Consider the following 25,322-nt stretch of genomic DNA (forward strand, 5'->3'; position numbering starts at 1 on the left):
AGCGGGCCGGGCCGGGCGGATCCCCCGTACGGCGGATCGTGTGGGGATGCGCCCCACCCCGTGGGGGAGCCGCATGGGGGAGCCGCGCGGGCGAGAACATCACCGGCATCCGCCGATCGTGGTGTTGGCGGATCGGACCCTCGGGCGCGATGATGCGAGGATGCCCGCACCGATCGAGCGCTACGCCCTTCTCAGCAACTGCCGCAGCGCCGCCCTCGTCTCCGACGGAGGCGATCTCGACTGGCTGTGCCTTCCTCGTTACGACTCGGGCTCGATCTTCGGCGCGCTGCTCGGCGACCATTCGCACGGATGCTGGAGCCTGCGCCCCCGCGACCCGCGCGCCACCGCGACGCGGCGCTACGACGGCGACACGTTCGTGCTCGTGACGCGGTGGGAGTGCGCCGACGGCATCGCCGAGGTGCACGAGTTCATGCCCGTCCTCGACGGCGTCGAGGCGGTGGTGCGCCGGGTCGTCGGTGTCGCCGGCGAGCTCGACTTCGTCAGCGAGGTGCGGCTGCGGTTCGACTACGCGCGGGCCGTGCCATGGGTGCGGCAGATCGGCGCGGCGAACAGCTCCGACGCCCTGCCGACGGGCGTGCTGCTCGCGGTCGCCGGGCCGGACGCCGTCACGCTGCGCGGCCCTCGGCTCGTCGCCGACGACACGATGCACCGGGGCGAGTTCCGTGTCGAGGCGGGGCGGACCGTCGACTCGGTCCTGCGGTGGGAGCCCTCGTACCTCGACGTGCCCCAGCCCTTCGACGTCGACGACGCCCACGAGCGCACCCGTACGTGGTGGACGACCTGGGCGCGGCGCATCCGCGACGGGGGCCGATGGGGCGACCGCGTGCTGCGCTCCATGCTTGTTCTCCGCGCCCTCACGCACTCCGAGACGGGCGGCATCGTCGCCGCTGCGACGACCTCGCTGCCCGAGGACTTCGGCGGCTCGCGCAACTGGGACTACCGGTACGTCTGGCTGCGCGACGCCGCCCTCACCCTCGAGGCGTACATCTCGCACGGATACCTCGACGCCGCGGCACGGTGGCGCGACTGGCTGCTGCGGGCGGTGGCGGGTGACCCCGCCGACGTCCAGATCATGTACGGCATCGCGGGGGAGCGCGACCTTCCCGAGCGCGAGCTCGACAGCCTTCCCGGCTACGCGGGATCCGCACCGGTACGCGTGGGCAACGGTGCGGTGGACCAGTATCAGGCCGACGTCATCGGCGAGGTGATGGTCGCGCTCGAGGCCGCGCGTCTGGCCGGCGTCACCGAGACGGCGTTCTCGTGGGCACTGCAGCGGGCGCTGCTCGATCAGGCCGTCGCCTGGCTCGACCGACCCGATCACGGCATCTGGGAGATACGCGGCGAACCGCAGATGTTCACTCATTCCCGCGCGATGATCTGGGCCGCGCTCGACCGCGGGGTCCGCGCCGTCGAGGAGCACGGACTCGACGGCGACCCCGGTGTCTGGCGTACCCTGCGCGACCGTGTGCACGCCGAGATCGACGAACAGGGAGTGGATGCCGCCGGCGGGCACTTCACGCAGCACTTCCGCACGGCCGAGGTCGACGCCTCGCTGCTGCTGCTCCCCGCCGTCGGATTCTGCGCCCCCGACGACCCCCGCATGCTCGCGACCGTCGCGCGTATCGAGGACACGCTGCTGCGCGACGGCCTGGTGATGCGCTACCGCACCGAAGCAGGCGTCGATGGGATCGCCGGAGCCGAGCACCCTTTCCTCGCATGCTCCTTCTGGCTCGTCGAGCAGTACGCGGCGACCGGACGCATCGACGACGCCACGCGCCTCATGGACCGGCTGTGCGGGCTCGCGAACGACGTCGGGCTGCTGTCGGAGGAGTACGACGTCACCGTCGGGCGGCAAGCAGGCAACACGCCCCAGGCGCTGTCGCACCTCGCGCTCGTCGGGGCGGCCGACGCGCTGGCCGGCCACGGCGGGCGCGCAGCGCACCGTCGCTGACCCGGGCGGCGGCACCCCGGGGCGCCGTCCCGGCGTTCATCGCGCAGATATGCGCGGGGCCTATGATGCCCGGGTGACGTCTCTTCCGGCATCCCCCCGCCCGACCCGGCGCCAGCGGATCGTGGCCTTCGGCCGGACCCGTCGAGGTCTCGTCACCGGATTCGTGGCCTTCCATGCGGCCTACATCCTCGCCCTCCTGCCCCTCATCATCGCCGGCGGCACGGAGGGCGATCTGCCGCTGTACCGGCAGTGGGCGCAGGATGCCGTGCAGGGCACCTGGCCCATCATCGACTTCGAATGGGTGTACCCGGCCGGTGCGCTGTTGCCGATCGTCGCGCCGATCGCGCTCGGGCCCTACCTGTACCAGCTCGTCTGGCTGCTCATGCTCGCGGGGGCCAACTGGCTCGCGCTCGCCGCGATCGCCGGCGCCCGGCTGCAGCGGCGTTCGGCCTATCCGGCGGCGTGGTACTGGCTGCTCAGCATCCTCCTCCTCGCCCCCGTGTCGATGCTGCGTCTCGAGGGCTTCGCCGCGCCCCTGGCCATCGCCGGGCTCGTCTGGGTCTCGCGGCGGCCCGTCGTCGCCGGAGCGCTCATCGCGCTGGCCACCTGGATCAAGGTCTGGCCCGCCGCGATCGCCGCCGCCGTGGTCGCGGTGAGCCGCCGTCGCTGGCGGGTCGCCCTGGGCGGCATCGCGGCGAGCGTCGTCATCATGGTCGCCGTCGTCCTCGCCGGCGGTGCCTCGAACCTCTTCAGCTTCCTGACGATCCAGGGGACACGAGCGCCGCAGCTCGAAGCGCCCGTCGCGACGCCCTGGGTCTGGGCGACGATCTGGGAGATCCCGGGCGCGCGCATCCAGCAGAACTACGAGCTCGCGACGCGCGAGGTCATCGGACACGGGGCCATGGCCGCCGGCGAGATCGTCGGGTGGCTCATGATCGCGGCGTTCGTGGCGATCGCCCTCCTGCTGGTGCGTGCCCGGATGACCTGGGTCGCCGGCGCGCAGCGCACCGAGCTCGCGGAGGGGCGCCTCGCGGTGCTCGGGGCCTTCGCCCTCACCGCTGCCCTCATCGTCTTCAACAAGGTCGGCTCGCCGCAGTACATGCTGTGGCTCGCCCCGATCGTCGTCGTCGGGCTGCTCGTCGACCCCGACAGGTGGCGGACGCCGGCGAAGTGGATGGCGGTGACGAGCTTCCTGACGACCCTCGTCTTCCCGATCTTTTACATGCCGCTCGTGCACGCGGATCCGTTCGCGGCGAGTCTGCTCCTCGCGCGGAACGTGCTGCTCGTCGCCCTGTTCGTCTGGAGCATCCAGGCGCTGTGGCGTGTCGCCGTGCCGCGCGCGGCGCGGGACATCTCGGTGCCGGTGCCGCGGCCTACGCTCTCGCCCGTCTCCGACCCGGCCTGAGACAGCTGGTCAGGCCCACCCGTTGCGGTGCGCCAGGACGACGGCCGCCACGCGGTCGCGCGCGCCCAGCTTGACGAGGATGTTCGACACGTGCGTCTTCACCGTCGCGTCGCCGATGAACAGCTCGCGGGCGATCTCGGCGTTGCTGAGCGCCCGCGCCAGCAGGCGGAGCACCTCGGCCTCGCGCTCCGTCAGGCCATGATCAGCGGGAGAGGACGGCGGTGCGGCGGGCGCTTCGGCCGGGGCGGCATCCGCGTCGTCCGGGCGCACCGCGAAGCGCTCGATCACCCGGCGCGTCACCTCCGGGGCGAGGAGGGCGTCGCCGGCGGCCGCCACCCGGACGGCGGCGGCCAGCTCCTCGGGGCCGGCGTTCTTCAGCAGGAAGCCGCTCGCGCCCGCCTGCAGCGCCTGGAACAGGTAGTCGTCACGGTCGAAGGTGGTCACGACGACGACCGCGCTGGAGTTCCGGGGGTCGGCGACGATACGACGGGTCGCCTCCAGGCCGTCGAGGACCGGCATCTGGACGTCCATGAAGACGACGTCGGGCTGCAGCCGGGCGACCGTGTCGACGGCCTCCGCGCCGTCGCCGGCCTCTCCGACGACGACGATGTCGCCGCTGGCCTCGAGGATCATGCGGAAACCCGCACGCATGACGGCATGGTCGTCGACGAGCACGACCGAGGTGGGGGAGGACGCCGTGGTCATGCGAGAGCCTCCGCGGTGGCGGGCTGCGCGGTCCGCGAGCCCACGGGAACGCGCGCGCGGACGAGGAAGCCCCCGCGCGGCCGCGGCGCTGCCTCGAGCCAGCCGCCCGATGCCGCCGCTCGCTCACGCATGCCCACGAGGCCGAGTCCCGGCGTCGCCCCGAACCGCACGCGACCGTCGTTGGCGACCTCCAGCTCGATCTCGTCGCCGTCGAACCGCAGGCGGACATCGGCACGGGCATCGGGTCCACCGTGGCGGCGAGCGTTCGTGAGCGCCTCCTGCGCGATGCGGTAGAGGTTCACCTGGGCGACCTCGGATGCCGCGACCGGCTCACCCACGACGCTGAAGGTCGTCGGCATCCCGTTCTCCTGCGCGTAGCGGACGAGCTCGGCGATCGCTTCCAGTCGCAGCGTGGAGTCGTGCGGGGCCGCGGCATCCGGTGTCCGCAGCGTCTCGAGCAGCTGGCGCAGCTCGGTCAACGACGCCCGTGCCGACTCTTCGACGACGGTGAGCGCGCGTCGCGCCGCGTCGGGATCTCGGTCGAGCACCGTGCGGGCGGCGCCGGCCTGCACGCCCATCGCCGAGACATGGTGGGCGACGACGTCGTGCAGCTCGCGTGCGATCCGCACGCGGTCGAGCGCGACCGCCTGGGCAGCGGTGATCTCGCGCTCGTGCTCGAGTTCGCGGGTGCGCTGTTCGAGCTCCTCACGGCTGAGCGCGCCGGCGTAGGCCCGCTCACCGAAGGCGAAGGCGCCCGCGAAGAAGACGACGTTGAAGAGGAACTGCAGCATCATCATCGCCGCGACGGGCGAGAACAGCGAGAACTCCGCGGCGCTGTCGCTCCCCTGCTCGCTCGCCGCCTGGAACATCGCCGCCAGCAGCCACATGAACATGCCGATGATCACCACGACGCGGACGATCATGGCCCGGCGGCGGTCGACCACCCATGCGCCGACCGAGTACATCGCGATGAAGAGGGCGATGCTGCCGACGTACATCTCGGGGATGTGCACGGACATGCCGACGAAGTAGACGATCGCGACGACGATCAGCGCGACCTCCGGGATGCGACGACGAACCGCGAGGGGCACCGTCAGCGCCACGCAGTACAGCAGGCCCCAGCCGAGGTGGGGCGAGTCGTCGCCCCAGACCTGGGCGACGCTGCCGAGCCAGGTGCTGAGGATCGCGCTCACGAGCAGCGCGGCGGCGAGCCACACGTCGTTGCGCAGCTGTTCGGGGGTCGCGGCGAGACGCTCGTCGGGTACGGGGGAGGCCACGGACATGCCCTCCACGCTACGGCGCGCGCCGGGGGTGCGGCATCCCCCGTGCGGGGGAGCCGGACGGCCGGCGCGAGGGTCAGAAGATCATCGGGCGATCGTCGTCGTCGTCGCCGTCCAGGTCGAGGTCGACGACGACGGGAACGTGATCGCTCGGTGCCTCGCCCTTGCGCTGATCGCGGTGGATCGCGGCGCCGGCGACGGCGTCGGCGAAGGCCGGCGAGCCGAGGATGAAGTCGATGCGCAGCCCCTCGTTGCGGGGGAACCGGAGCTGCTTGTAGTCCCAGTAGGTGAAACCGGTGGGCACCAGCGGTCGGACCGTGTCGGTCAGCCCGGCGTCGAGCAGCGCCTGGAAGGCGGCGCGCTCGGGCGGCGAGACGTGCGTCGTGACGCCCTCGACGAGGGTCGGGTCGCCGACATCCTCGGGTGTGGGGCAGATGTTGAAGTCACCCGTGAGGGCGAGGGGCAGGCCCGGCGAGGCGGCGAGCGTGTCGCGCGTGTACTGTTCGAGCGCTTGCAGCCAGTGCAGCTTGTAGACGTAGTGCGGGTCGTCGAGCGACCGGCCGTTCGGGACGTACAGGCTCCAGACGCGCACGCCGCCGACCGTCGCGGCGATGGCCCGTGCCTCCTGGGGGGCGTCGGGGCCCTCGTGGCCCTTCAGGAAGCCCGGCATGCCGGGGAACCCGATCTGGACGTCGGTCATCGGCTCGCGGCTGGCGATCGCGACGCCGTTCCACTGGTTCAGGCCGTGGAGCTCGACGTGGTAGCCGGCGGCCTCGAACTGCTCCATCGGGAACTGCTCGGGCTTGCACTTGATCTCCTGCATCGCCAGGACGTCGACGTCCTCGTTCACAGCGAAGCCCACGATGCGGTCGACGCGAGCGCGGACCGAGTTGACGTTCCAGGTGGCAAGACGCATGCCCCCAGCCTATTCGGCGCCCCCGACGTCCCCGCGCCCCGGTCCGGGCCTGGGCCCGCGCCTGGCCCCGTGCCGCGATGCAAGGGATCGTGTCCGACACCCCGGCGAGGCGGCCCGCGCCGCGGCCCGTCGCCCACGATCCCTTGCATCCGCGACCGCCGCGACCGCCGCGGCATCCGGGATGCCGGGCGGATAGGGCGATACCGTCGGGGGATGGCCACGCGACTGCTGCTCATCGCAGACACCCACGTTCCCGGGCGGGCGCGGATGCTGCCGGAGGCCGTGCTCGCCGCCGCCGATGCGGCCGATCTCATCGTGCACGCCGGCGACTGGGTCGCGGCATCCGTTCTCGACGAGCTCGAACGGCACGGCGAGGTGCTGGGCGTGTGGGGCAACAACGACGGAGCCGACCTGAGGTCCCGGCTGCCCGAGGTGGCGCGCCGCACGATCGAGGGGGTGCGGTTCGCAGTCGTGCACGAGACCGGCGCCGCCACGGGACGCGAGCGACGGATGGATGCCGCATACCCCGACGACGACGTGCTCGTCTTCGGTCACAGCCACATCCCCTGGGACACGACGACCCCGCGCGGACTCCGGCTGCTGAACCCCGGCTCGCCGACCGACCGGCGCCGCCAGCCGCACAAGACCCTGCTCACGCTCACGGTCGACGCGGGCGAGCTGCGCGACGTCGAGCTCGTCGTGGTGTGAACGACCGGGATGCGCGGCGCGGGGCGCGGGCGACGCGCTCGTAGAATCGGGGCATGACCGTCGCAGGCACGCCCGAGCTCGAAGCCGACCGCCAGGACCTCATCCGGCTGATCCAGGACGAGGCGGTGTTCCACGGCGACTTCACCCTCTCGAGCGGCAAGAAGGCGACCTACTACGTCGACATGCGCCGGCTGACGCTCGATCACCGCGCCGCGCCCGCGATCGGCCGCATCATGCTCGACCTCATCTCCGACATCAATGGCATCGTCGCCGTCGGCGGGCTCACCCTCGGCGCCGACCCGATCGCGAACGCCGTGATGCACGAGTCGGTGCGCACGGGGACCCCCCTCGACGCGTTCGTCGTGCGCAAGGAGCCGAAGGACCACGGCCGCGGCCGTCAGATCGAGGGCGCGGATGTCGCGGGCAAGCGGGTCGTCGTCGTCGAGGACACCTCGACCACCGGGCAGTCCGCGCTCAAGGCCGTCGAGGCGTTGCGGCGCGAGGGCGCCGAGCCCGTCGCGGTGGCCGTCATCGTCGACCGCAAGACCGGTGCGCAGGCGGCCGTCGAGGAGGCCGGTCTGCAGTGGCTCGCCGCGATCGACCTCGACGACCTGGGCCTCGCCCCGCAGTAGTCGTACCCGGCGCGCTTCGCGCCGGTCGTCGGGCCCGGGTTGGCAGCATCCGCCGCTTCCGCGCACGTGAGTGGGCGCGAGCTGCCAAGCGAACCGCCGCCTTCGAGAAACGCCGTCGACAACGCCGGGGGGAATAGCGTGCGGGGTCGGGGCGGTTGCGCTGGGGTATGAGCCTGTACGAACCCGCCGTCTTCGGTGCCCTGAACCTCTCGAACCGTGTCGTCATGGCGCCGCTCACCCGCACCCGCGCGGGCGAGGACGGCGTTCCCACCGACGTCATGGTCGAGTACTACCGCCAGCGTGCGGGGCAGGGTCTCATCGTGACGGAGGGCACGTGGCCCGTTGTCGAAGGCAAGTCGTACCCCGGGCAGCCCGGCATCCAGACCGACGAGCAGATCGCGGGATGGCGGCGCATCGCCGACGCCGTCCACGAAGCGGGCGGAACCATCGTCATGCAGCTCATGCACGGCGGGCGCGTGTCGCACCCCGACATCACCGGCGCCGATCGGGTGGTCGGACCGAGCGCCCTGGCCGCACCCGGGCAGACCCGCACTCCCCACGGCAAGGTCGACATGCCGATCGCGCACGCCCTCACCGAGGCCGAGATCCCCGAGGTCGTCGAGCAGTTCGCGCAGGCCGCGCGGAACGCCCTCGCCGCCGGGCTCGACGGCGTCGAGGTGCACGGCGCGAACGGATATCTCGTGCACGAGTTCCTCTCGCCCGTCTCGAACGTGCGCGAGGACGCGTACGGCGGATCGCCCGAGAACCGCGCGCGGTTCGCGATCGAGGTCACGCGGGCCGTTGCCGCTGCCGTGGGAGCCGACCGTACCGGCATCCGGCTGTCGCCGCAGCACAACATCCAGGGAGTGCTCGAACACGACGACGTCGATGCGCGTGCCACCTACACGGCGGTGGCGGAGGGGCTCGCCCCGTTGGGGCTCGCGTTCGTCGACGTGCTGAGCGCCGACCCGACGGGCGATCTCGTGCAGCACATCCGTCGCACGGCCGCGGCGCCTTTCATCCTGAACTCGGGCTTCGGATCGCCCACGACTCGCGAAGAGGCCGAGACGCTCGTCACGGCGGACTGGGCGGATGCCGTCGCCGTCGGCCGCCCCGTCATCGCCAACCCCGACCTGGTGGCGCGGTGGGAACAGCGGGCCGAGCTGAACGAGGCGCGGCCCGAGCTGTTCTACGGTTCGACCGCCGAGGGATACATCGACTACCCGTTCCTGGACGAGGTGCGCGCGGGCGTGGTCTGACCCGGCCCCCTCGGGGCGCGGGCTGCCCGGACTCTCCGGTTCGCGGGCGCACCGGATGCCCGAGCCGGACCCGTCCCGTGCGCAGGCTCACCCGCGAGGCGGCGTGGCTGGGGCCGTCCCGGGTGCCGCCGAGCCTGTCCGCGGGACGAACAGTCGGCGGCTCGGCCCCGTGCCGACGTCGCGTCGCGGTCCGACCCGACGCTGTGCCCGCCGGTCGGCTCCGTCCCGTCGACAGGATGAACCGGGGGAGGCCCGCCCCGGCCCAGGCTTATCGCCGCTGAGCCTGTCGGCGGCACGGCCATCGCGCTCCGGGGTCCCGTCCCCGGCCTAGGCCCCGGCCCCGGCCCCGGCCTCGGCCTAGGCCTCGGCCCCGGCCTCGGCCCGGGGTGTTTCGTCCATCTCGTCGTCGAAGCGCCGACGTGCGGCCTCGATGCGGGGCATGTGCTCGTGCGCCCAGGCGAGGATGACGTCGACGGGCGGACGCAGCGTCTTGCCGAGCGGCGTGATCCGGTACTCCACGGCGACAGGTCGGGTGCTGAGGACCACGCGCTCGACGATCCCGTTGCGCTCGAGGCGCCGGAGGGTCGCGGTGAGCGACTTCTGCGTCACGGCCGGGATCGCCCGCCTGAGGGTGCTGAACCGGGCGGGCGCCTCGCACAGCTCGTTCAGCACCGCGAGCGACCACCGGTCGAGCACCTGGTCGAGCAGCTCGCGATGCGGGGCCGTGATCTCGAATCGATCCAGGGCGGCGCGGGCGGTATCGGTCACGCTACCCAGTCTCGTTGAAGTGACCTCCGGCCACCAGGTATCCATGAGATACCCGCGTCGATGCAAGGAGCCACACATGACCGTCCACCTGTCGTCCCCCGACTCGCTGATGCAGCCCGTTCCGTACCACCATGTCGCCGTCGCCACGGGGACCCGCCACGTCCACGTCGCGGGCCAGATCGCCCGCACCGCCGACGGCAGGCGCGTCGCTCCGGGCGATCTCGCCGGTCAGGTCGCCCACGCCCTGCGCAATACCCATGCCGGGCTGGCCAGCGCGGGCGCGGGGCTCGGCGACGTCGTCCGCTTGACGTTCTACGTGACGGGGTGGGCCCCCGAGCGCATCGCCGACTTCATGGCGGGTGTCCAGGAGGTGGCCGAGGAGATCGGCCTGCCCGCACCGATGCCGCCGGCATCGCTCATCGGGGTCGACTACCTCTTCGAGCCCGACGTCCTCGTCGAGGTCGAGGCGACCGCGATCCTCGACTGACTCCTGCGTCCGACCCGGCTCGGCCCCGGAGGTCAGCCGCGGAAGACGGGCAGCTGAGAGGCGAGTCCGAGCAGCAGCCCGAAGAACATCAGCAGGATGATGCCGCGGCGAGTCGACCCGCGGTTGGTTCCGTCGGCGCCGATCCGCTGGTTGCGCACGAAGATGACGAGGGCGATCAGCAGCACCGCGAGCCCCGTCAGCGCCAGCACGATCGACATCAGTCGTCGTCCCCGCCCCGGCGTCGCCGCACCATCTGCACGACGACGACGACGAGGCTCGTCGTCAGCATGAGCGCGACGCTGATCAGCAGCAGGTTCTGCTCGAACTCGTTCACAGGATGCCCGGGTCCTCGGCCTCGTACGGCTCCGCCTCGAGCAGGTCGGCGACGGAGTCGAGGATCTCGTCGGGGCGGAACGGGTAGCGCTCGATCTCGGCGTCGTCCGAGATGCCGGTCCGCACGAGGACGGTGTGCAGCCCCGCCTCGATGCCCGCCACGACGTCGGTGTCCATACGGTCGCCGATCATCCCGGTGTTCTCGGAGTGGGCCCCGATGCGGTTCATCGCCGAACGGAACATCATGGGGTTCGGCTTGCCGACGACGTACGGGCTCTTGCCGGTCGCGTGCGAGATGAGGGCCGCGAACGACCCGGTCGCCGGAACGACGCCCTCGGGGGTCGGGCCCGTGGCATCCGGGTTCGTGATGATGAACCGCGCGCCGGCGTTGATGAACCGGATCGCCTTCGTGATGGCGTCGAACGAGTAGTTCCGGGTCTCGCCCACGACGACGTAGTCGGGGTCGGTCTCGGTCATGATGTAGCCGGCCTCGTGGAGCGCGGTGGTGAGGCCCGCCTCGCCGATGACGAACGCCGAGCCGCCCGGATGCTGCGAGCGCAGGAAGTCGGCCGTCGCGAGCGCCGACGTCCAGATGCGGTCCTCCGGCACCTCGAGTCCCGACCGCGCGAGCCGCGCGCTGAGGTCGCGAGGCGTGAAGAAGGGGTTGTTGGTCAGCACGAGGAACGGCGTACCCGTCTCGCGCCACTGCGCGAGCAGTTCCGCCGCACCCGGGATGGGGTGGTTCTCGTGGACGAGAACGCCGTCCATGTCCGTGAGCCAGCACTCGATATCGGCGCGTGTCCGCATGGTCCCAGCCTAGCTGCGGCGATCCAGCCGTAGTCTTCACTCGTGGCCCACGACGACTGGAATCCCCGCAAGCTGCCCGACCTCTCGGGCAGGCGGTATCTCGTCACGGGTTCCAACGCGGGTCTTGGCTACTTCTCGACGCTCCAGCTCGCCTCCGCCGGGGCTCACGTCATCATGACCGGCCGCAGCCCGCAGCGGCTCGCGACCGCGCGTGCTTCGGTGGATCGCGCCCTGCCCGAGGGCGTCGGATCGATCGAGACGCTGCTGCTCGACACCAGCAACCTCGGTTCCGTGCGTGCGGCCGCGGCGACCGCGCGGGGACGCAAGCCCCTCCACGGGCTGCTCCTGAACGCCGGCGTCGTCCACCCGCCGCGTCAGCGGCGCACGACGCCCGACGGCCACGAGCTGGTGTTCGCGACCAACGTGCTCGGTCACTACGCGCTCGCCGGTGAGCTGCTCATCGCGCTGGCGGCCGGCCGCGGCCGCATGGTGTGGGTCGGGTCGGTGTCGACCTCGATCTGGAAGTACGACCCGGTCGACATCGAGCTCGAGAGCGACTACTCGCCCTGGCGTGCGTACGTGCAGTCGAAGGTCGCGACGACCTCGCTCGGCCTCGAGGCCGACGAGAGGCTGCGGGCGGCGAGCGTGCCCGTCTCGAGCCTCGTGGCCCATCCCGGCTACTCCACGAGCGGTCGCACCCGCGGCATCGTGGGCATCAACGAGCCCACCCGCATGACGCGGTTCACCGACAACCTGCAGGTCGCCGTGACGCAGTCGAAGGAGCGCGGCGCTTGGCCGCTCGTCCGTGCTCTGGTGGATCCGGATGCCGCGGGCGGCGAGTTCTACGGGCCCTCGGGCGTCCTGCGGGGCGGGCCGCGCGTCGCGACCCCTGCGTCGATCACCCGCGATCCGGAGGTCGCGGCACGCCTGTGGACGTACTGCGAGCACACGACCCGCACGCCGTGGCCGTACCTGAAGGCGAGTCGGACGCGCGCGAAGAGCTGATCGCGCTCAGGCGGTGACCCAGATCGCGGCGGCAGCACCGGGCGGCAGTACGACGGAGCCGCCGCCGTCGAGCTGCACGCTGTCGCGTCCGCTGACGATCAGGGTGTGGCCGACGTCGATGCCGCGCTCCTCGAGCGCTCGCAGGAGCGCTGGGTCGCGGTCGCTCACGCGGAGGATGCGGCCCTCGTGGCCGATCGTGGCCTCGGCGAGCAGGACGAAGGGCTCGCGATGGACCTCGCCGTCGACGTCGGGGATCGCGTCGCCGTGCGGGTCGAAGCGCGGGTCGCCGAGCCGCTCGGCGATGCCCGCGAGCAGCCGGTCGCTGATCGTGTGCTCGAGCACCTCGGCCTCGTCGTGCACCTCGTCCCAGGCGTATCCGAACTCGCGCACGAGCCACGTCTCGATGAGCCGGTGGCGCCGGATGATGGATGCCGCGCGGCGGCGGCCCGTCTCGGTCAGTGCGACCGGACCGTAGGGACGATGTGACACGAGGTCCTGCGCGGCGAGCTTGCGCACCATCTCGGTGACGGTCGACGGTGCGAGTCCGAGCATCGCCGCGAGCTGCGACGGGGTGATGGGCGCCGGCTGCCACTCGGTGTGGTGGTAGATCGTCTTCAGGTAGTCGTCGACGGCGGGTGAGGGCACACTCCAGGTTATCCGCGGCGGCGGGATAGCCTGTCCCGGTGACTCGCCCCGACCCCGCCGACGCGGAACCGCAGCTGCCGGTGGGCGTGGGGCCGTGGCCGGGCGGTCCGGAGGCCTGGCCCGACGATCCCCGGTACGACCCGGAGCTCCTCGCCGACGGCGACCGGCGGAATGTCGTCGACCACTACCGCTACTGGCGCCTCGAGGCGATCGTGGCGGACCTCGACGAGCACCGGCATCCGTTCCACGTCGCGATCGAGAACTGGCAGCACGACATGAACATCGGATCGATCGTCCGCAGCGCGAACGCGTTCGGGGCGGCCGAGGTGCACATCGTCGGACGCCGGCGATGGAACCGACGCGGCGCGATGGTGACCGACCGCTACCAGCACGTCCGTCACCACGAGGATGTGGCCTCGTTCGCCGCCTGGGCACGCGAGAACGACCTCCCGATCGTGGCGGTCGACAACGTCGCGGGGTCGGTCCCGGTCGATCGTGCCGACCTGCCCGAGCGAGCCGTGCTGATGTTCGGCCAGGAGGGTCCGGGTCTCTCGGCCGAGGCGGTGGCCGCGGCATCCGTCATCGTCGAGATCACCCAGTACGGCTCGACGCGGTCGATCAACGCGTCGGCCGCGGGCGCCGTCGTCATGTACGAGTGGTGCCGGCGCTGGGCTCGCTGAGCGGGGACCGTCTCGCCGTCATCGCTCCGGATGCCGGTCCGGCGTGACGGCGTAGACGAACAGGCCGGTCGCCGACGCGCTGAGCTCGACCGTGGCGTCGGCGGGGACGTCGTGGATGCTGTGCACCTCGGCGTTCTCGTCGACCGCGGCGCATGCCACGTCGCCGCTGTCGACGGCCTCGCCGCCGGCGGTGACGGTGTAGGTCATCCGGCTGCCCGACCCGGTGACGCAGGCGATGCTCACGAGGGCGGGAGCCTCGCCCGCCGCGACCGAGATGATCGGCTCGCCGCCGGGCTGGAGCACGCCCGCCTCGCGCTGGGTCCACGACGCCCCGCCGAGCGCGTTCTCGGGGATGACGGTGTCGGCCCACCGCTGGGCGTCGTCGGCGGTGGGACGCGGCAGCGTGCGCGCATCGTCAGACGGGGTCGGGATCTCGACCGGCGGAGTCCGCTCCGCGCAGCCGGAAGCGAGCATCCCGACCGCGAGCACGGCGATGCCGGCGGCGGCGAACGAGGTGGGCTTCGGCATGACGCCACCGTACGGGCCGAGGCTGTGGTTCGCACGTGAAAGGGGTTTCGACCCGATCACAGTCCGTCTCGCGACGGATTCGGTTCAGACGTCGATGCGCAGCCATGCGCCCCGGCGGACGCGCCAGCCGAGCGTCAGCAGCCGGGCGATCATGTAGACGCCGAAGAACGCGGCCGAGAGCCAGGCCAGTCCGGCCGCGCCGCCGGGGTGCAGCGAGCCGATCACGAGCAGCGCGGGGACGAAGGGCACGAGGTTGAGCCCGCCCGCGAAGGCGAGGTAGCGCGCATCGCCGGCGCCCATCAGGACGCCGTCGAGGACGAACACGACGCCGCACACGGGCTGGGCGATCGCGAGGACGAGCAGGGCGGGCTGCACCAGCGCGGCGACGTCGGGGTCGCCGGTGAACAGCAGCCCGATGACCCCCGAGGTCGCCGCGATCAGTCCTCCGACGAGTACACCGAACCACGCGCCCCACGCGACGGTCCGCCCGAGGACGCGGCGGACGAACCCCTTGTCGCCGGCGCCGAGCCCGCGGCCGATCAATGCCTGCGCCGCGATCGCCAGGGCGTCGAGCGCGAAGGCCGCGGTCGAGAAGATCGTGAACGCGACCTGCCAGCCGGCGAGCTCGCTCGTGCCGAGCCCCGTCGCCACCGCGACCGTCGCCAGGAGAGCCGCACGCAGCGAGACCGTGCGCAGGAACAGCCAGCCGCCCAGCCGCGCCGACCCGCGCATGCCGTCGGCGCGCGGCCGGAGCGAGGCAGAGTGGCGCCGGGCGAGACGACCGATGACGACCACGAAGGCGCCGACCATGCCCCACTGGGCGATCACGGTGCCGAGGGCCGATCCGGCGATACCCCAGCCGAAGCCGTAGATGAAGAGGACGTTCAGCAGAGCGTTGGCGCCGAATCCGAGACCGGCGATCCACAACGGGGTGACGGTGTCCTGCATCCCGCGCAGCAGTCCGGTCGCCGCGAAGACGATGAGCATCGCCGGCAGACCCCACATCGACAGCCGCAGGTAGGTCTCGGCGTCGGTCGCGACGGCCTCGCCGGCGCCGAACATGCCGATCAGCAGCGGGGTCGTGAGCGAGCCCACGGCCGCGAGCACGGCGCCGAGGCCGAGCGCGAGCCACAACCCGTCGATCCCCGCGCTCACCGCGCTCGTGGAGTCGCCAGCGCCGAAGCGGCGCGCCACGGCGGGCGTCGTCGCATACGCGAGGAAGACCATCAGGCCCACGATCGTCTGCAGCACCGCGCCGGCGATGCCGAGGGCCGCGAGCGGCACGACCCCGAGGTGGCCGATGAGGGCGGCGTCGACGATGAGGAACATCGGCTCCGCGATGAGCGCTCCGAGCGCGGGAACGGCCAGCCGCAGGATCTCGCGGTTGAGCGTGGGCGCCATGAGTCGAGCCTAGAGGCGGACCGCCGCCGGGCCGGCCTTGCACGCGGGCCGGGTCGCTGTCGAGCGCGCGGAGCAGCACCGCGTCCCCGACTAGCGTTGATCATCGACCGGAGGGAAAGGACGGGGATGCGGCTGCTGAAACGCCTGGCGATCGCGCGCCTGCACGCGCGGCTGCCGACGTGGGTCCGCATCGTCGTGGCCGTGGCGGCCGTCGTGCTCGGCGTCGTCATCGTCATCCGGCCCACGACCGCCCTCGACGTCCTCGCCTGGCTGATCGGCGGCGGCATGGCGCTGACGGGACTGCTCGAGCTCACCGGGCGGGAGGGGGAGTCGCACCGCCCGCGCTGGCGCACGGCGACCGGCGTCGCCTGGCTGGTCGGCGGCGCGATCGTCCTCCTCGCGCCGGGACTGACGGTCCGCGTGGTCGCGATCGTCGTCGGCATCCTCCTTCTCGGCGGCGGCATCCTCGGCGTCATCGCCGCGTTCGGACGCGGGCGCACGTGGGACGCGCGGATCGCCGATGCGGCATTCGGCGCATCGGGGGTCATCTTCGGCGCGCTCGCACTGTTCTGGCCCGACATCACCCTGCTCGTGACCGCCGTCGTCTTCGGCGCGCGGTTGATCATGAGCGGCGTGGTCGACCTCTGGACGCGGTTGCGCCGTCGCCGCGACGACCGCACGGCCGAACGGCTGGGGGCCGACGGGCGCCCGCGCCGGCGATGGGGTCGCACGGTGGTCGCGATCGCCTCCGTCGCGCTCGCGGTCACGACGACGATCGTGACCGCGCCGCTGCGCGACGGTTCGACGGTCGTCGACGACTTCTACGCGGCACCGCGCGACCTGCCCGACGAGCCCGGACGACTCGTGCGCGCCGAGCCGTTCGAGGCGGGCATCCCGGCGAGCGCCCAGGGATGGCGCATCCTCTACACCACGACGGGAGTCGAGGGGGAGGTCCGCGTCGCGAGCGCCATCGTGGCGGTGCCGCGCGAGGGAGACGGGCAGTGGCCGGTGATCGACTGGAATCACGGCACCACCGGGTTCGCTCAGCACTGCGCCCCGTCGCTGCAGCCGCGGGGACTGTGGGCGGGCGCGTTCTACATGCTGCCGCGCGCGATCAAAGAGGGCTGGGCCGTCGTCGGCACCGACTACATCGGTCTCGGCACCGAGGGCCCGCATCCGTACCTCGTGGGTCTGCCGAGCGCGCACGCCTCGCTCGACGCCGTGCGCGCGGCCCGCGAGCTCGACGAGGCCGACCTCGGTGCGCGGACCGTCGTGTGGGGACACTCGCAAGGCGGCGCGGCGGCACTGTGGACGGGCGCGATCGCTCGCGAGTACGCACCCGAGGTCTGGGTTCGCGGCGTCGCGGCCCTCGCTCCCGCGAGCGACCCCGCCGCCCTCGTGCAGGGCATCTCGAGCGTCACCGGCGGCAGTATCTTCGCCTCCTACGCGTTCGCCTCGTTCTCGGCGATCTACCCCGAGATCGAGTACCGCGACTACGTGCGACCGGGCGCTGAGACGGTGCTGCGGCAGATGTCGGAGCGGTGCCTGTCCGATCCGACGATCGTGCTCTCGGTCGCCGCGGCGCTCGGCATGAGTCGCGATCCGGCGCTGTTCTCACGCTCGCCGGCATCCGGGGTGCTCGGTCGCCATCTGCGCGAGAACACGGCGCCGCTGCGCTCCACCGCGCCCGTGCTGCTCGCGCACGGCGGAGCCGACAGCGTCATACCCGTCCAGACCCAGGCCGCCTTCGTCGACCGGATGTGCGCGGCGGGCCAGGACGTCGATTTCCGCACGTACGCGGGGTTCGAGCACGCCGGTGTCGTCGAGCGTCCGTCGCCCCTCATCGACGAGCTGTTCGACTGGACGAGGGACCGCTTCGCCGGCATTCCGGTTGCCGAGGGATGTACCACCACGGAACGCTGAATGCGCTCGGAAGTTCGTGTCGTCCGGTCGGCCTAGCATGGGTGCCATGACCGACCCCGTCCTCCCCTCCGGTATCGACATCGCCGAGCTGAGCCCCGAGATCCGACCGCAGGACGACCTGTTCCGACACGTCAACGGCAGCTGGCTCGAGCGCACCGAGATCCCCGACGACAAGGCGCGGTGGGGCTCGTTCCACCTCATCGCCGAGCAGGCCGAGAGCGACGTCCGCGCGATCATCGACGAGGCCACGACCGCCGAGCCCGGCACGGTGCAGCGCAAGATCGGCGACCTGTTCACGAGCTTCATGGACACGGCTCGCATCGACGAGCTCGGCGCCGAGCCGCTTCGTCCCCAGCTGGCACGGGTCGACGCGATCGATTCGATCCCCGCGCTGCTGAGCACGGTCGGCGAGCTCGAGCGCGAGGGCATCGGCGGCATGATCGGCACGTTCATCGAGCCCGACCCCGGCAACCCCGAGCGCTACGTGGTGTTCTTCGTGCAGGGAGGCCTGTCGCTGCCCGACGAGAGCTACTACCGCCTCGACGGCTTCGCCGCGACGCGCGACGCGTTCCACGGTTACGCCGAGCGCATGCTCGAGCTCGCCGGTGTCGAGAACGCGGCGGACCAGGCCGACGGCATCGTGCGGCTCGAGACCGAGCTCGCCGCGCATCACTGGGACAACGTCCGCAACCGCGACGCGGTCGCGACCTACAACCTGCACACCTGGGACGAGGTGCGGACGCTCGCCGGTGTCGACCTCGACCCGTGGCTCGACGGCCTCGCACCCCGGCACCGCGACGGCTTCGCCGAGATCAACGTCAACCAGCCGAGCTTCCTCGCCGGGCTCGGGCAGCTGCTGACCGACGAGCACCTCGACGACTGGAAGGCCTGGCTGCGGCTGCAGGTCGTCCGCGCGTCTGCTCCGTTCCTGCCCGAGGCCTTCGTCGCCGAGAACTTCGCCTTCTACGGCACCCAGCTCACGGGCGTGCCCGTGAACCGCGAGCGCTGGAAGCGCGGCGTGAGCATCGTGCAGGCCGCTCTCGGCGAAGCGGTCGGCGAGATCTACGTCGAGCGCCACTTCCCGCCGCAGGCCAAGGTCGAGATGGACGCGCTGGTCGAGAACCTCATCGAGGCGTACCGGCAGTCGATCACGGGGCTCGAGTGGATGACCCCGGCCACGCGCGAGCGCGCCCTCGAGAAGCTCGCGGCCTTCACCCCGAAGATCGGCTACCCCGACCGCTGGAAGGACTACTCGGCGCTCGAGATCGACCCCACAGACCTGCTCGGCAACGTCCTGCGCTCGACCGAGTGGGAGTACGAGCGCCAGCTGGCGAAGCTCGGTCAGCCGATCGACCGCGACGAGTGGCACATGACACCGCAGACGGTCAACGCGTACTACAACCCGCTGATGAACGAGATCGTCTTCCCCGCGGCCATCCTGCAGCTGCCCTTCTTCTCGTCCGAGCGCGACGCGGCAGCGAACTACGGGGGTATCGGCGCGGTCATCGGCCACGAGATCGGCCACGGATTCGACGACCAGGGCAGCGCCTACGACGGCACCGGGGCGCTCAACGACTGGTGGACCGACGCCGACCGCGCCGCGTTCGAGGAGCGCACGGGTGCGCTGATCGATCAGTACAACGCGCTGGTGCCGCGGGGCCTCGGCGACGAGCACACGGTCAACGGAGCGCTCACGATCGGCGAGAACATCGGCGACCTGGGCGGTCTCGGCATCGCCCTGAAGGCGTACCGGCTGCACCTCGCCGCCACGATGTCGGCGGACGAGCTCGCCGGGGCGCCCGACGGCCCGGTCATCGACGGTTTCACGGGTGTGCAGCGCCTCCTGCTCAGCTGGGGACAGATCTGGCAGCAGAAGGGACGCGACGCCGAGACCATCCGGCTTCTGACGATCGACCCGCACGCTCCGAACGAGTTCCGCTGCAACCAGATCGTCCGTAACATCGATGCGTTCTACGACGCATTCGGGGTCACCGAGGCGGACGAGCTCTGGCTCGCGCCCGAGCGCCGCGTCACGATCTGGTGACCACCCGAACCGAATCGCTCAGACTGACTCCGACGGAGACGAGAACATGACGGTGGATGGATCCGAGTCCTCCTCCGAGACCGCCCGCTCGCGTGCGGAGCGGCGGGGTGCCGCGCGTCCGCGTCGTCGTTCCGGTACGCAGCGTCGAGGGTTCGCATCGACCGAGAAGGCGCTCGACGCCCTCGCCGCATCCGGCGCGCGGGTGTCGGTGCGGGTCAGCGACCTCGATCGCGGAACGCCCGTGCTGGCGGGCGACGACTTCGTCACGCTGCCGGTCGCGGGCATGGGCATCGTCCCGCTGCTGATCGAGGTGGCGGCGCGGTTCGATGCCGGAACCCTCGACCCGCTCGAGATCGTCGACCGGTCGACCGTCGGCGAGGTCTCGGTCGCCGGCATCTGGCGTCATCTCGTGGCCCCGGCCCTGCCGCTCGGCGACCTCGCGGTGCTCGCCGCGTCGACGGGAGACGCCCTCGCCGCCAATGCCCTGCTCGGCCGCGTCGGCCTCGACGCCGTGCGCGCACGGCTCGGGAGCCTCGGGATGCCGCGCACGGCGCTGCTCGACCGATTCCGAGACAGCCGCGGACCCGACGACGCACCGCACTACGCCCTCGGCACGGCTCGCGAACTCGCGGCGATGTTCGCGGCGCTCGTCAACACCGACGTCGTCTCACCCGGCGTGAGCGCCCAGGTGTCCGAATGGCTGAGCCTCAACCACGATCTGTCGCTCGTCGGATCGGTGACCGGCCTCGATCCGTTCGCACACGACGACGACAAGCACGAACTGCTCTTCGTGAACAAGACCGGCCGGGCTGACGGCATCCGTGCCGAGGCGGGCGTGCTCGCCGGTCCGCGCGCCGGCGTCTCGTACGCGCTGCTGGTCGGGTTCGACGACCTGTCGATGAGCGACCGCCTGCGCGCCCACGAGGCGTTCCGGGCGTTCGGGCTCGACCTCATGGAGTACGTCTTCTGATCCGATCCGGCCGTGCGCTTGACCCTCACACCGTGTCAGGCTGTCGGCTGGGATCACCATGTTGAGTATCGGAGAGTTCGCCCGGCTGGCCGGCGTATCGGTGCGGATGCTGCGCCATTACGACCAGCTCGGTCTGCTGCGTCCGCATCGGGTCGATCCGGCCTCGGGCTACCGCTCGTACGCCGCGTCGCAGCTCGATCGGGCGAATCGGCTGATCGCGCTGAAGGACCTCGGCTTCACCCTCGAACAGGTCGGCCGACTGCTCGACGACGGAATGTCGTCGGCATCGGTGGCCGCGCTCCTGCGGGAGCGGAGGGCTGAGCTGAGCGGCCAGATCGCCGCTGACGGTCGGCGGTTGAACGAGGTCGAGGCGAGACTCCGATCGATCGAGAAGGAGATACCCGTGTCCACATTCATCGAGACCGCGCTGCCCGAGCTGACCCTCACCCAGCTTTCGGTCCGCATCGACGAGATGGCCCAGATCGAAGACGAGATCAGCGTCATGTTCCAGAGCGTGAACGACCTCATCGAGGCCGCGGGCGCGCAGCGGGTCGGGCCCGGCGTCGCGGTCTACACGACGACAGACGACGGCATGATCGCCGCCGCGGCCGAACAGATCGGTGACGCCCCGGTGCCCGAGGGCCTCGAGCGCACCGTCGTGGCGGCCGAACCGCGAGCGCTCACCCTCCGCTACGAGTCCGACGATCTCGCCGGCATCCAGAGCGCGTGGCAGGCGCTCGTCGCCGAGGCGGAGCGGCGGGGGTTGCAGTCCGACGGCGCGTGCCGCGAGATCTACCTGCAGACGCCCTACGACGGCGACCGGTGGATCGTCGATCTGCAGCAGCCCGTGTCCTGAGCCTTCTCCCGGGCCGCGCTAGCCTGGAAGGGTGAGTTTGCTGGACCCCCGAGAAGCCGCACGACGTGAGCAAGCCAAGTATCGGGGGACCACCTCGGCTCTGGTCGCGAGCCTGATCTGGGGCATCCTCTCGGTCGCCGCCGCGGGTGTCGTCGGGTTCGCGGTCGGCGGCATCTTCGAGCAGCTCCGGGCCGTGAACATCAACAGCGTCTTCGGCACCTGGGACACCGGTATCCCGGTGGCCGTCCGCGGCTGGGGCCTGCCCGTCGGCATCCTCGTACTGCTGGTCTGCATCGGGCAGTACGGCAAGTGGAACCACCGGTTCAGCGCCCGGGAGAAGGGCTATTCGGCGGTCGGGCCGCTCACGATCACCCTCGCCGGGCTGGCCCTCGGCACGTGGGCGGCGACGACGATGTGGAACGCGCCCGACGCGGTCGGCGTCGCCGTCGACCCGACGTTCGGCGGCAGCGAGCCCTGGGGGGTCGGTGAGTGGATCCTGTACGCCGGACAGTGGTGGCTTCCCGGCCTCTTCGCGCTGCTCGCCGTGTTCAGCTACATCGCGCGCGTGCGATCACTTGCGACGCGTCGCCGCAACTCCGCGGTCGTCGCGCGCCTTCTCGCCTCGGGGTCGCGCGTCGACGCGGAGATCGTGCAGGCGCCGTTGCCCGCCCATGACGCGTCGCGCATGGCCGCCTCGCTCGTCGCGAGATTCACCGACGCCGTCGGCACGGATCGGTGGGTCACGACCATGGTGCTCATCGCGCCCCGTGAGGTGCCGGCGGTCGGTGACACGCGCCCGCTCGTCTTCGATCCCGCCGACCCCGGTGACACGACGCGCATCTTCCTGTCGCCGACGGGCGCGACGGGTCCCGACGACTTCGAGCCGGTGCAGCCCGCGAGCTGAGCGCCCGTACATCCGGGCGAGGCCGGGCGGGCGCGCGCGGTCAGAAGACGATCGTGTGGTTGCCGTGCCGGATGACACGGTCCTGTGCGTGCCACAGCACGGCGCGCGAGAGCACCTGACGTTCGACGTCGGCGCCGCGGCGGGCGAGTTCCGTGGCCGTCTCGGCGTGGGTGACCCGGATCGTGTCCTGCTCGATGATCGGTCCCTCATCGAGGTCGGTCGTGACGTAGTGGCTCGTCGCGCCGATCAGCTTGACGCCCCGTTCCTTGGCCTTCTTGTAGGGCTCGGCGCCGATGAAGGCGGGGAGGAACGAGTGGTGGATGTTGATCACGGGTACGCCGAGCTTCTCGAGGAAGTCGGACGACAGGATCTGCATGTAGCGGGCGAGGACGACGAAGTCGACGTTGCCGACGAGCAGCTTCAGGATCTCGGCCTCGGACGCCGACTTGTCGGGGCCGGGCGTCGAGGGGACGTGGAAGAACGGGACGTTGAACGACCTCACGTCCTCGGCCGAGGTGGTGTGGTTCGATACGACCATCGGCACCGTCACGGGCAGGTCGCCACGGCGGTGGCGCCAGAGCAGGTCGAGCAGGCAGTGGTCCTGCTTCGACGACAGGATCGCCATGCGCTTGGGCACCGACTGATCGGTGAGCGACCACTGCAGATCGAACCCCGCGAGGGTCTCGCCGATCTCGGCTTCGATCGACGGCCGGTCGACCGCGAAGTTCGGCCGGTGGAACACGACGCGGCAGAAGTAGGCGCCGCCCGTCGGGTCGTCCGAGTACTGGTCGAACGCGACGATGTTGCCGCCCACGCGGGTGACCATCGCCGACAGCGCGGCGATGATGCCCGGCTGGTCCTGCCCGTGCACGATGAGGCAGGCGTGGGCGGGGTGGAGCGCAGAGTCGGTCATCCTTCGATTCTGCCCTGTCCGCCGGGCGGTGCCGGCACGCTCACCCGGTCGACTCGCCAGATTCTGCGGATGCGGCAGGGGCGGCATCCGCGTTTCTTGGCGAGTCGACGGGGAAAGGGGGAGGGGGGAGGGGGGAAGGGGGGTCAGTCGACGTCTAGGTAGTCCTCGATGACGAAGGCGGCCTCGCCGGCGTGCGTCGCCGGGAAGAGGTGCCCGCCGCCCTCGAGGGTCACGAGGCTGACCAGACCGGGCGCAGCCGCCCTCAGGTGTTCGCCGTTCGCGGGCGGCAGCACGTCGTCGTCGGCGCCCTGGATGAGCATGACGGGGACCGTCGGTGCCAGCGCACGCCACTCATCGGCCGAGACGGATGCCGCGGCGGCGGCCTGCAGCGGCTCGAGGTCAGTGCGGGGCTCGTCGCCCTCGGCGCCGAGCAGCAGCACGCCGTCGACGCGCTCGGTGTGGTCGATCGACACGGTGCGCGCGACGGCGCCGCCGAAGGCGTGCCCGCCGACCCACGCGTCGCCGAGTCCGACGTGGTCCATGACGTCGACGACATCCTGCGCCAGATCGTGAAGCGTGACGCCCTCGGTCTGCGCCGTGCGGTAGCCGACCCGCAGGATGCGGAAGTCCTCCTCGGCCAGCACGTGCGCGAGCGTGCCGAGCGCCGCGACGTTGCTGTATCCCGGGATCAGCACCAGGACGGGCTCGCTGCCGGCATCCTCGACGTAGGGGATGGCGCGGCCCTCGGGCTCGAAGATCTGCGGCTGTGTGTCGGTCATGTCTCCCTCTCGCGGTGTCCTGCGGTCTTTCACGCTAGTCGAATCCGCTGAGCGGGCGCGGTCGCGGGTGCAATGGATCCCGCTCGACACCCCGTGGGTGGATGCCGCGAACCGGGGTGTCGGCGACGATCCCTTGCATCGCGGGCTGCCCGCCCGCGGGGGAGAGTCAGGCGCGCGAGGCGGCGATGCGGGCGCCCTCGCCGAGCGAGGCGAGCTTGGCCCACGCGATGTCGGGGTGGATGCGGCCGCCGAGACCGCAGTCGGTCGAGGCGATGACCCGGTCGGCCCCGACGATGCTCGCGAAGCGTTCGATGCGCTGCGCGACGAGCTCGGGGTGCTCGACGACGTTGGTCGCGTGGCTGACCACGCCGGGTACGAGCACGAGGTCGTCCGGCACGGCGGCATCCGCCCACACGCCCGACTCATGCTCGTGCCGCACGTTGCCCGCCTCGAACGAGATCGACCCGACGTTCGCCTCGAGGACGACCGGCAGGATGTCGGCCAGCGCGACGTCGGTCGTGTGCGGTCCGTGCCACGAGCCCCAGCACACGTGCAGTCGCACGAGCTCCTTCGGGAGTCCCGCGATGGCGTGGTTGATCGCCTCGACCCGGATGCGGGTGAACGCCTGGTAGTCGGCGATCGCGGGCTCCGGGTTGATCTGGTCGAAGTTCTCGGCGAGCGACGGGTCGTCGAGCTGCACGATGAGCCCCGCGCCGGTGATGGCCTTGTACTCCTCGCGCAGGGCCTCGGCCCAGGCGAAGATGTGCTCCTCGTCGGTGGCGTAGTACTCGTTGCGCACGCGGGAGGCCGAGCCGGGTGCGATGGCGGTGAGGAACCCCTGCTCGCCCTCGCGCAGCGTCGCCTTCAGGTGGGCGATGTCGGAGGCCACGGCCGCGTGACCTCGGTAGGAGATCGGTCCGGTCGTGGTGGGGAACGCGGTCGCGGTCGCGCCGGCCTCGACCGCCTCGGCGTACACGTCGGGGAAGAGCTGCCGGTCGCGCCGGTCGAGGAACGAGGTCAGCCGGATGCGGCCCGGCTCCGACCGCACGGGCGGCTCGTTGAACGCGTTCACCTCGGTCAGCGACAGGCCGCTCGCCCGCTGGAAGGAGTACGACCACCAGGCGCCGTAGTCGACGGCGTTCGACATCGCCTTGCCGAACTCGCCGTCGCCGACCTGCGTCACGCCGGCCTGACGCTGGCGTTCGACCACATCGGCGACCGCCTGGGCGGTGAGCTCCGCGAACTCGGGCGTCGACTGCAGCGTGAACCCGTCGTCGGCGAACGAGCGCACGCGGTTCGCGTCGATGAGCGCCGGGGTGCGGGGGAGGCTGCCGGCGGTGGTCGTGGTGATCTCGGTCATGAGCGTCGCTTTCTCATCGGGTGCGCCCGCGACTCTAGCGCC

General features: G+C 71.5%; 25 protein-coding genes. 13 read left to right on the top strand and 12 right to left on the bottom strand.

Going from position 1 to position 25,322, the window contains the following annotated elements; all coding sequences use genetic code 11:
• Nucleotides 1-160 precede the first annotated feature (160 nt).
• Both AA0Y20_RS04805 and AA0Y20_RS04810 read left to right on the top strand, forming a co-directional pair.
• On the top strand, nt 161-1,972 hold the full coding sequence (locus AA0Y20_RS04805; protein ID WP_412937775.1) for a glycoside hydrolase family 15 protein: 1,812 nt from the start codon (nt 161-163) through the stop codon (nt 1,970-1,972).
• A gap of 73 nt (nt 1,973-2,045) precedes the next feature.
• The gene (locus AA0Y20_RS04810) at nt 2,046-3,377 is read left to right on the top strand and encodes a glycosyltransferase 87 family protein (protein WP_412937776.1); all 1,332 of its coding nucleotides are present in this window, start codon (nt 2,046-2,048) and stop codon (nt 3,375-3,377) included.
• 9 nt (nt 3,378-3,386) lie between these two features.
• Here the strand turns inward: AA0Y20_RS04810 and AA0Y20_RS04815 are convergent, their stop codons facing one another.
• From AA0Y20_RS04815 to AA0Y20_RS04825, 3 genes are all read right to left on the bottom strand, one after another.
• Nucleotides 3,387-4,082 (bottom strand): response regulator, encoded by a 696-nt coding sequence (locus AA0Y20_RS04815; RefSeq protein WP_412937778.1) that lies wholly within the window; start codon nt 4,080-4,082, stop codon nt 3,387-3,389.
• Nucleotides 4,079-5,365: a sensor histidine kinase gene (locus AA0Y20_RS04820; protein ID WP_412937780.1), complete on the bottom strand. Its 1,287-nt coding sequence runs from the start codon at nt 5,363-5,365 to the stop codon at nt 4,079-4,081. The genes AA0Y20_RS04815 and AA0Y20_RS04820 overlap by 4 nt, the downstream gene beginning before the upstream one ends.
• A gap of 73 nt (nt 5,366-5,438) precedes the next feature.
• Nucleotides 5,439-6,278 carry an exodeoxyribonuclease III gene (locus AA0Y20_RS04825; protein WP_412937782.1) on the bottom strand — a complete coding sequence of 280 codons (840 nt, stop codon included), beginning with the start codon at nt 6,276-6,278 and terminating at the stop codon, nt 5,439-5,441.
• A 213-nt stretch (nt 6,279-6,491) separates the two neighbouring features.
• Between AA0Y20_RS04825 and AA0Y20_RS04830 the strand changes: the two genes are divergently transcribed.
• From AA0Y20_RS04830 to AA0Y20_RS04840, 3 genes are all read left to right on the top strand, one after another.
• Nucleotides 6,492-6,986 (top strand): metallophosphoesterase family protein, encoded by a 495-nt coding sequence (locus AA0Y20_RS04830; RefSeq protein ID WP_412937783.1) that lies wholly within the window; start codon nt 6,492-6,494, stop codon nt 6,984-6,986.
• A gap of 53 nt (nt 6,987-7,039) precedes the next feature.
• A complete protein-coding gene (gene pyrE, locus AA0Y20_RS04835; protein ID WP_412937784.1) occupies nt 7,040-7,618 on the top strand; it encodes an orotate phosphoribosyltransferase in 579 nt (192 codons plus the stop codon).
• Between the two features lie 167 nt (nt 7,619-7,785).
• Nucleotides 7,786-8,877 (top strand): alkene reductase, encoded by a 1,092-nt coding sequence (locus AA0Y20_RS04840; RefSeq protein WP_412937785.1) that lies wholly within the window; start codon nt 7,786-7,788, stop codon nt 8,875-8,877.
• Nucleotides 8,878-9,234: 357 nt separating this feature from the next.
• On the opposite strand, the gene AA0Y20_RS04845 is transcribed toward AA0Y20_RS04840, so the two are convergent.
• Nucleotides 9,235-9,645 carry a winged helix-turn-helix transcriptional regulator gene (locus AA0Y20_RS04845; RefSeq protein WP_412937786.1) on the bottom strand — a complete coding sequence of 137 codons (411 nt, stop codon included), beginning with the start codon at nt 9,643-9,645 and terminating at the stop codon, nt 9,235-9,237.
• A 76-nt stretch (nt 9,646-9,721) separates the two neighbouring features.
• On the opposite strand from AA0Y20_RS04845, the gene AA0Y20_RS04850 reads away from it, so the two are divergent.
• The gene (locus AA0Y20_RS04850; RefSeq protein WP_412937787.1) at nt 9,722-10,132 is read left to right on the top strand and encodes a RidA family protein; all 411 of its coding nucleotides are present in this window, start codon (nt 9,722-9,724) and stop codon (nt 10,130-10,132) included.
• 32 nt (nt 10,133-10,164) lie between these two features.
• Here AA0Y20_RS04850 and AA0Y20_RS04855 read toward each other — a convergent pair whose 3' ends face one another.
• Both AA0Y20_RS04855 and AA0Y20_RS04860 read right to left on the bottom strand, forming a co-directional pair.
• Nucleotides 10,165-10,350, bottom strand: coding sequence for a hypothetical protein (locus tag AA0Y20_RS04855; RefSeq protein WP_412937788.1), 186 nt, complete (start codon nt 10,348-10,350; stop codon nt 10,165-10,167).
• 112 nt (nt 10,351-10,462) lie between these two features.
• On the bottom strand, nt 10,463-11,272 hold the full coding sequence (locus AA0Y20_RS04860; RefSeq protein WP_412937789.1) for an HAD-IIA family hydrolase: 810 nt from the start codon (nt 11,270-11,272) through the stop codon (nt 10,463-10,465).
• A 42-nt stretch (nt 11,273-11,314) separates the two neighbouring features.
• On the opposite strand from AA0Y20_RS04860, the gene AA0Y20_RS04865 reads away from it, so the two are divergent.
• Nucleotides 11,315-12,277: an SDR family NAD(P)-dependent oxidoreductase gene (locus AA0Y20_RS04865; RefSeq protein WP_412937790.1), complete on the top strand. Its 963-nt coding sequence runs from the start codon at nt 11,315-11,317 to the stop codon at nt 12,275-12,277.
• A 6-nt stretch (nt 12,278-12,283) separates the two neighbouring features.
• On the opposite strand, the gene AA0Y20_RS04870 is transcribed toward AA0Y20_RS04865, so the two are convergent.
• Nucleotides 12,284-12,922, bottom strand: a complete 639-nt coding sequence (locus AA0Y20_RS04870) for a metal-dependent transcriptional regulator (protein WP_412937791.1) — start codon at nt 12,920-12,922, stop codon at nt 12,284-12,286.
• Nucleotides 12,923-12,960: 38 nt separating this feature from the next.
• Between AA0Y20_RS04870 and AA0Y20_RS04875 the strand changes: the two genes are divergently transcribed.
• Nucleotides 12,961-13,602 carry a TrmH family RNA methyltransferase gene (locus AA0Y20_RS04875; protein ID WP_412937792.1) on the top strand — a complete coding sequence of 214 codons (642 nt, stop codon included), beginning with the start codon at nt 12,961-12,963 and terminating at the stop codon, nt 13,600-13,602.
• A gap of 18 nt (nt 13,603-13,620) precedes the next feature.
• On the opposite strand, the gene AA0Y20_RS04880 is transcribed toward AA0Y20_RS04875, so the two are convergent.
• Nucleotides 13,621-14,130 (bottom strand): hypothetical protein, encoded by a 510-nt coding sequence (locus AA0Y20_RS04880; protein WP_412937793.1) that lies wholly within the window; start codon nt 14,128-14,130, stop codon nt 13,621-13,623.
• Nucleotides 14,131-14,214: 84 nt separating this feature from the next.
• Entirely contained in the window at nt 14,215-15,531 is a 1,317-nt protein-coding gene (locus AA0Y20_RS04885; protein WP_413332121.1) for an MATE family efflux transporter, read from the bottom strand.
• A gap of 126 nt (nt 15,532-15,657) precedes the next feature.
• On the opposite strand from AA0Y20_RS04885, the gene AA0Y20_RS04890 reads away from it, so the two are divergent.
• The 5 genes from AA0Y20_RS04890 to AA0Y20_RS04910 are packed head-to-tail and all read left to right on the top strand — an operon-like array spanning nt 15,658 to nt 22,228.
• Nucleotides 15,658-17,454 carry a lipase family protein gene (locus tag AA0Y20_RS04890; RefSeq protein ID WP_412937795.1) on the top strand — a complete coding sequence of 599 codons (1,797 nt, stop codon included), beginning with the start codon at nt 15,658-15,660 and terminating at the stop codon, nt 17,452-17,454.
• A 46-nt stretch (nt 17,455-17,500) separates the two neighbouring features.
• Nucleotides 17,501-19,498: a M13 family metallopeptidase gene (locus AA0Y20_RS04895; RefSeq protein WP_412937797.1), complete on the top strand. Its 1,998-nt coding sequence runs from the start codon at nt 17,501-17,503 to the stop codon at nt 19,496-19,498.
• Nucleotides 19,499-19,544: 46 nt separating this feature from the next.
• On the top strand, nt 19,545-20,468 hold the full coding sequence (locus tag AA0Y20_RS04900; protein ID WP_412937798.1) for a serine hydrolase: 924 nt from the start codon (nt 19,545-19,547) through the stop codon (nt 20,466-20,468).
• A 58-nt stretch (nt 20,469-20,526) separates the two neighbouring features.
• Entirely contained in the window at nt 20,527-21,324 is a 798-nt protein-coding gene (locus tag AA0Y20_RS04905) for a MerR family transcriptional regulator (protein WP_412937799.1), read from the top strand.
• 31 nt (nt 21,325-21,355) lie between these two features.
• Nucleotides 21,356-22,228, top strand: coding sequence for a hypothetical protein (locus tag AA0Y20_RS04910; protein WP_412937800.1), 873 nt, complete (start codon nt 21,356-21,358; stop codon nt 22,226-22,228).
• Nucleotides 22,229-22,268: 40 nt separating this feature from the next.
• Here AA0Y20_RS04910 and purU read toward each other — a convergent pair whose 3' ends face one another.
• From purU to AA0Y20_RS04925, 3 genes are all read right to left on the bottom strand, one after another.
• Nucleotides 22,269-23,141 (bottom strand): formyltetrahydrofolate deformylase, encoded by an 873-nt coding sequence (gene purU / locus AA0Y20_RS04915; RefSeq protein WP_412937801.1) that lies wholly within the window; start codon nt 23,139-23,141, stop codon nt 22,269-22,271.
• A gap of 143 nt (nt 23,142-23,284) precedes the next feature.
• A complete protein-coding gene (locus AA0Y20_RS04920; RefSeq protein WP_412937803.1) occupies nt 23,285-23,920 on the bottom strand; it encodes an alpha/beta fold hydrolase in 636 nt (211 codons plus the stop codon).
• Nucleotides 23,921-24,086: 166 nt separating this feature from the next.
• Entirely contained in the window at nt 24,087-25,280 is a 1,194-nt protein-coding gene (locus AA0Y20_RS04925; RefSeq protein ID WP_412937805.1) for a cobalamin-independent methionine synthase II family protein, read from the bottom strand.
• Nucleotides 25,281-25,322: the final 42 nt, after the last annotated feature.

It is taken from the genome of Microbacterium pratiae (assembly GCF_047302165.1).
Classification (GTDB): domain Bacteria; phylum Actinomycetota; class Actinomycetes; order Actinomycetales; family Microbacteriaceae; genus Microbacterium.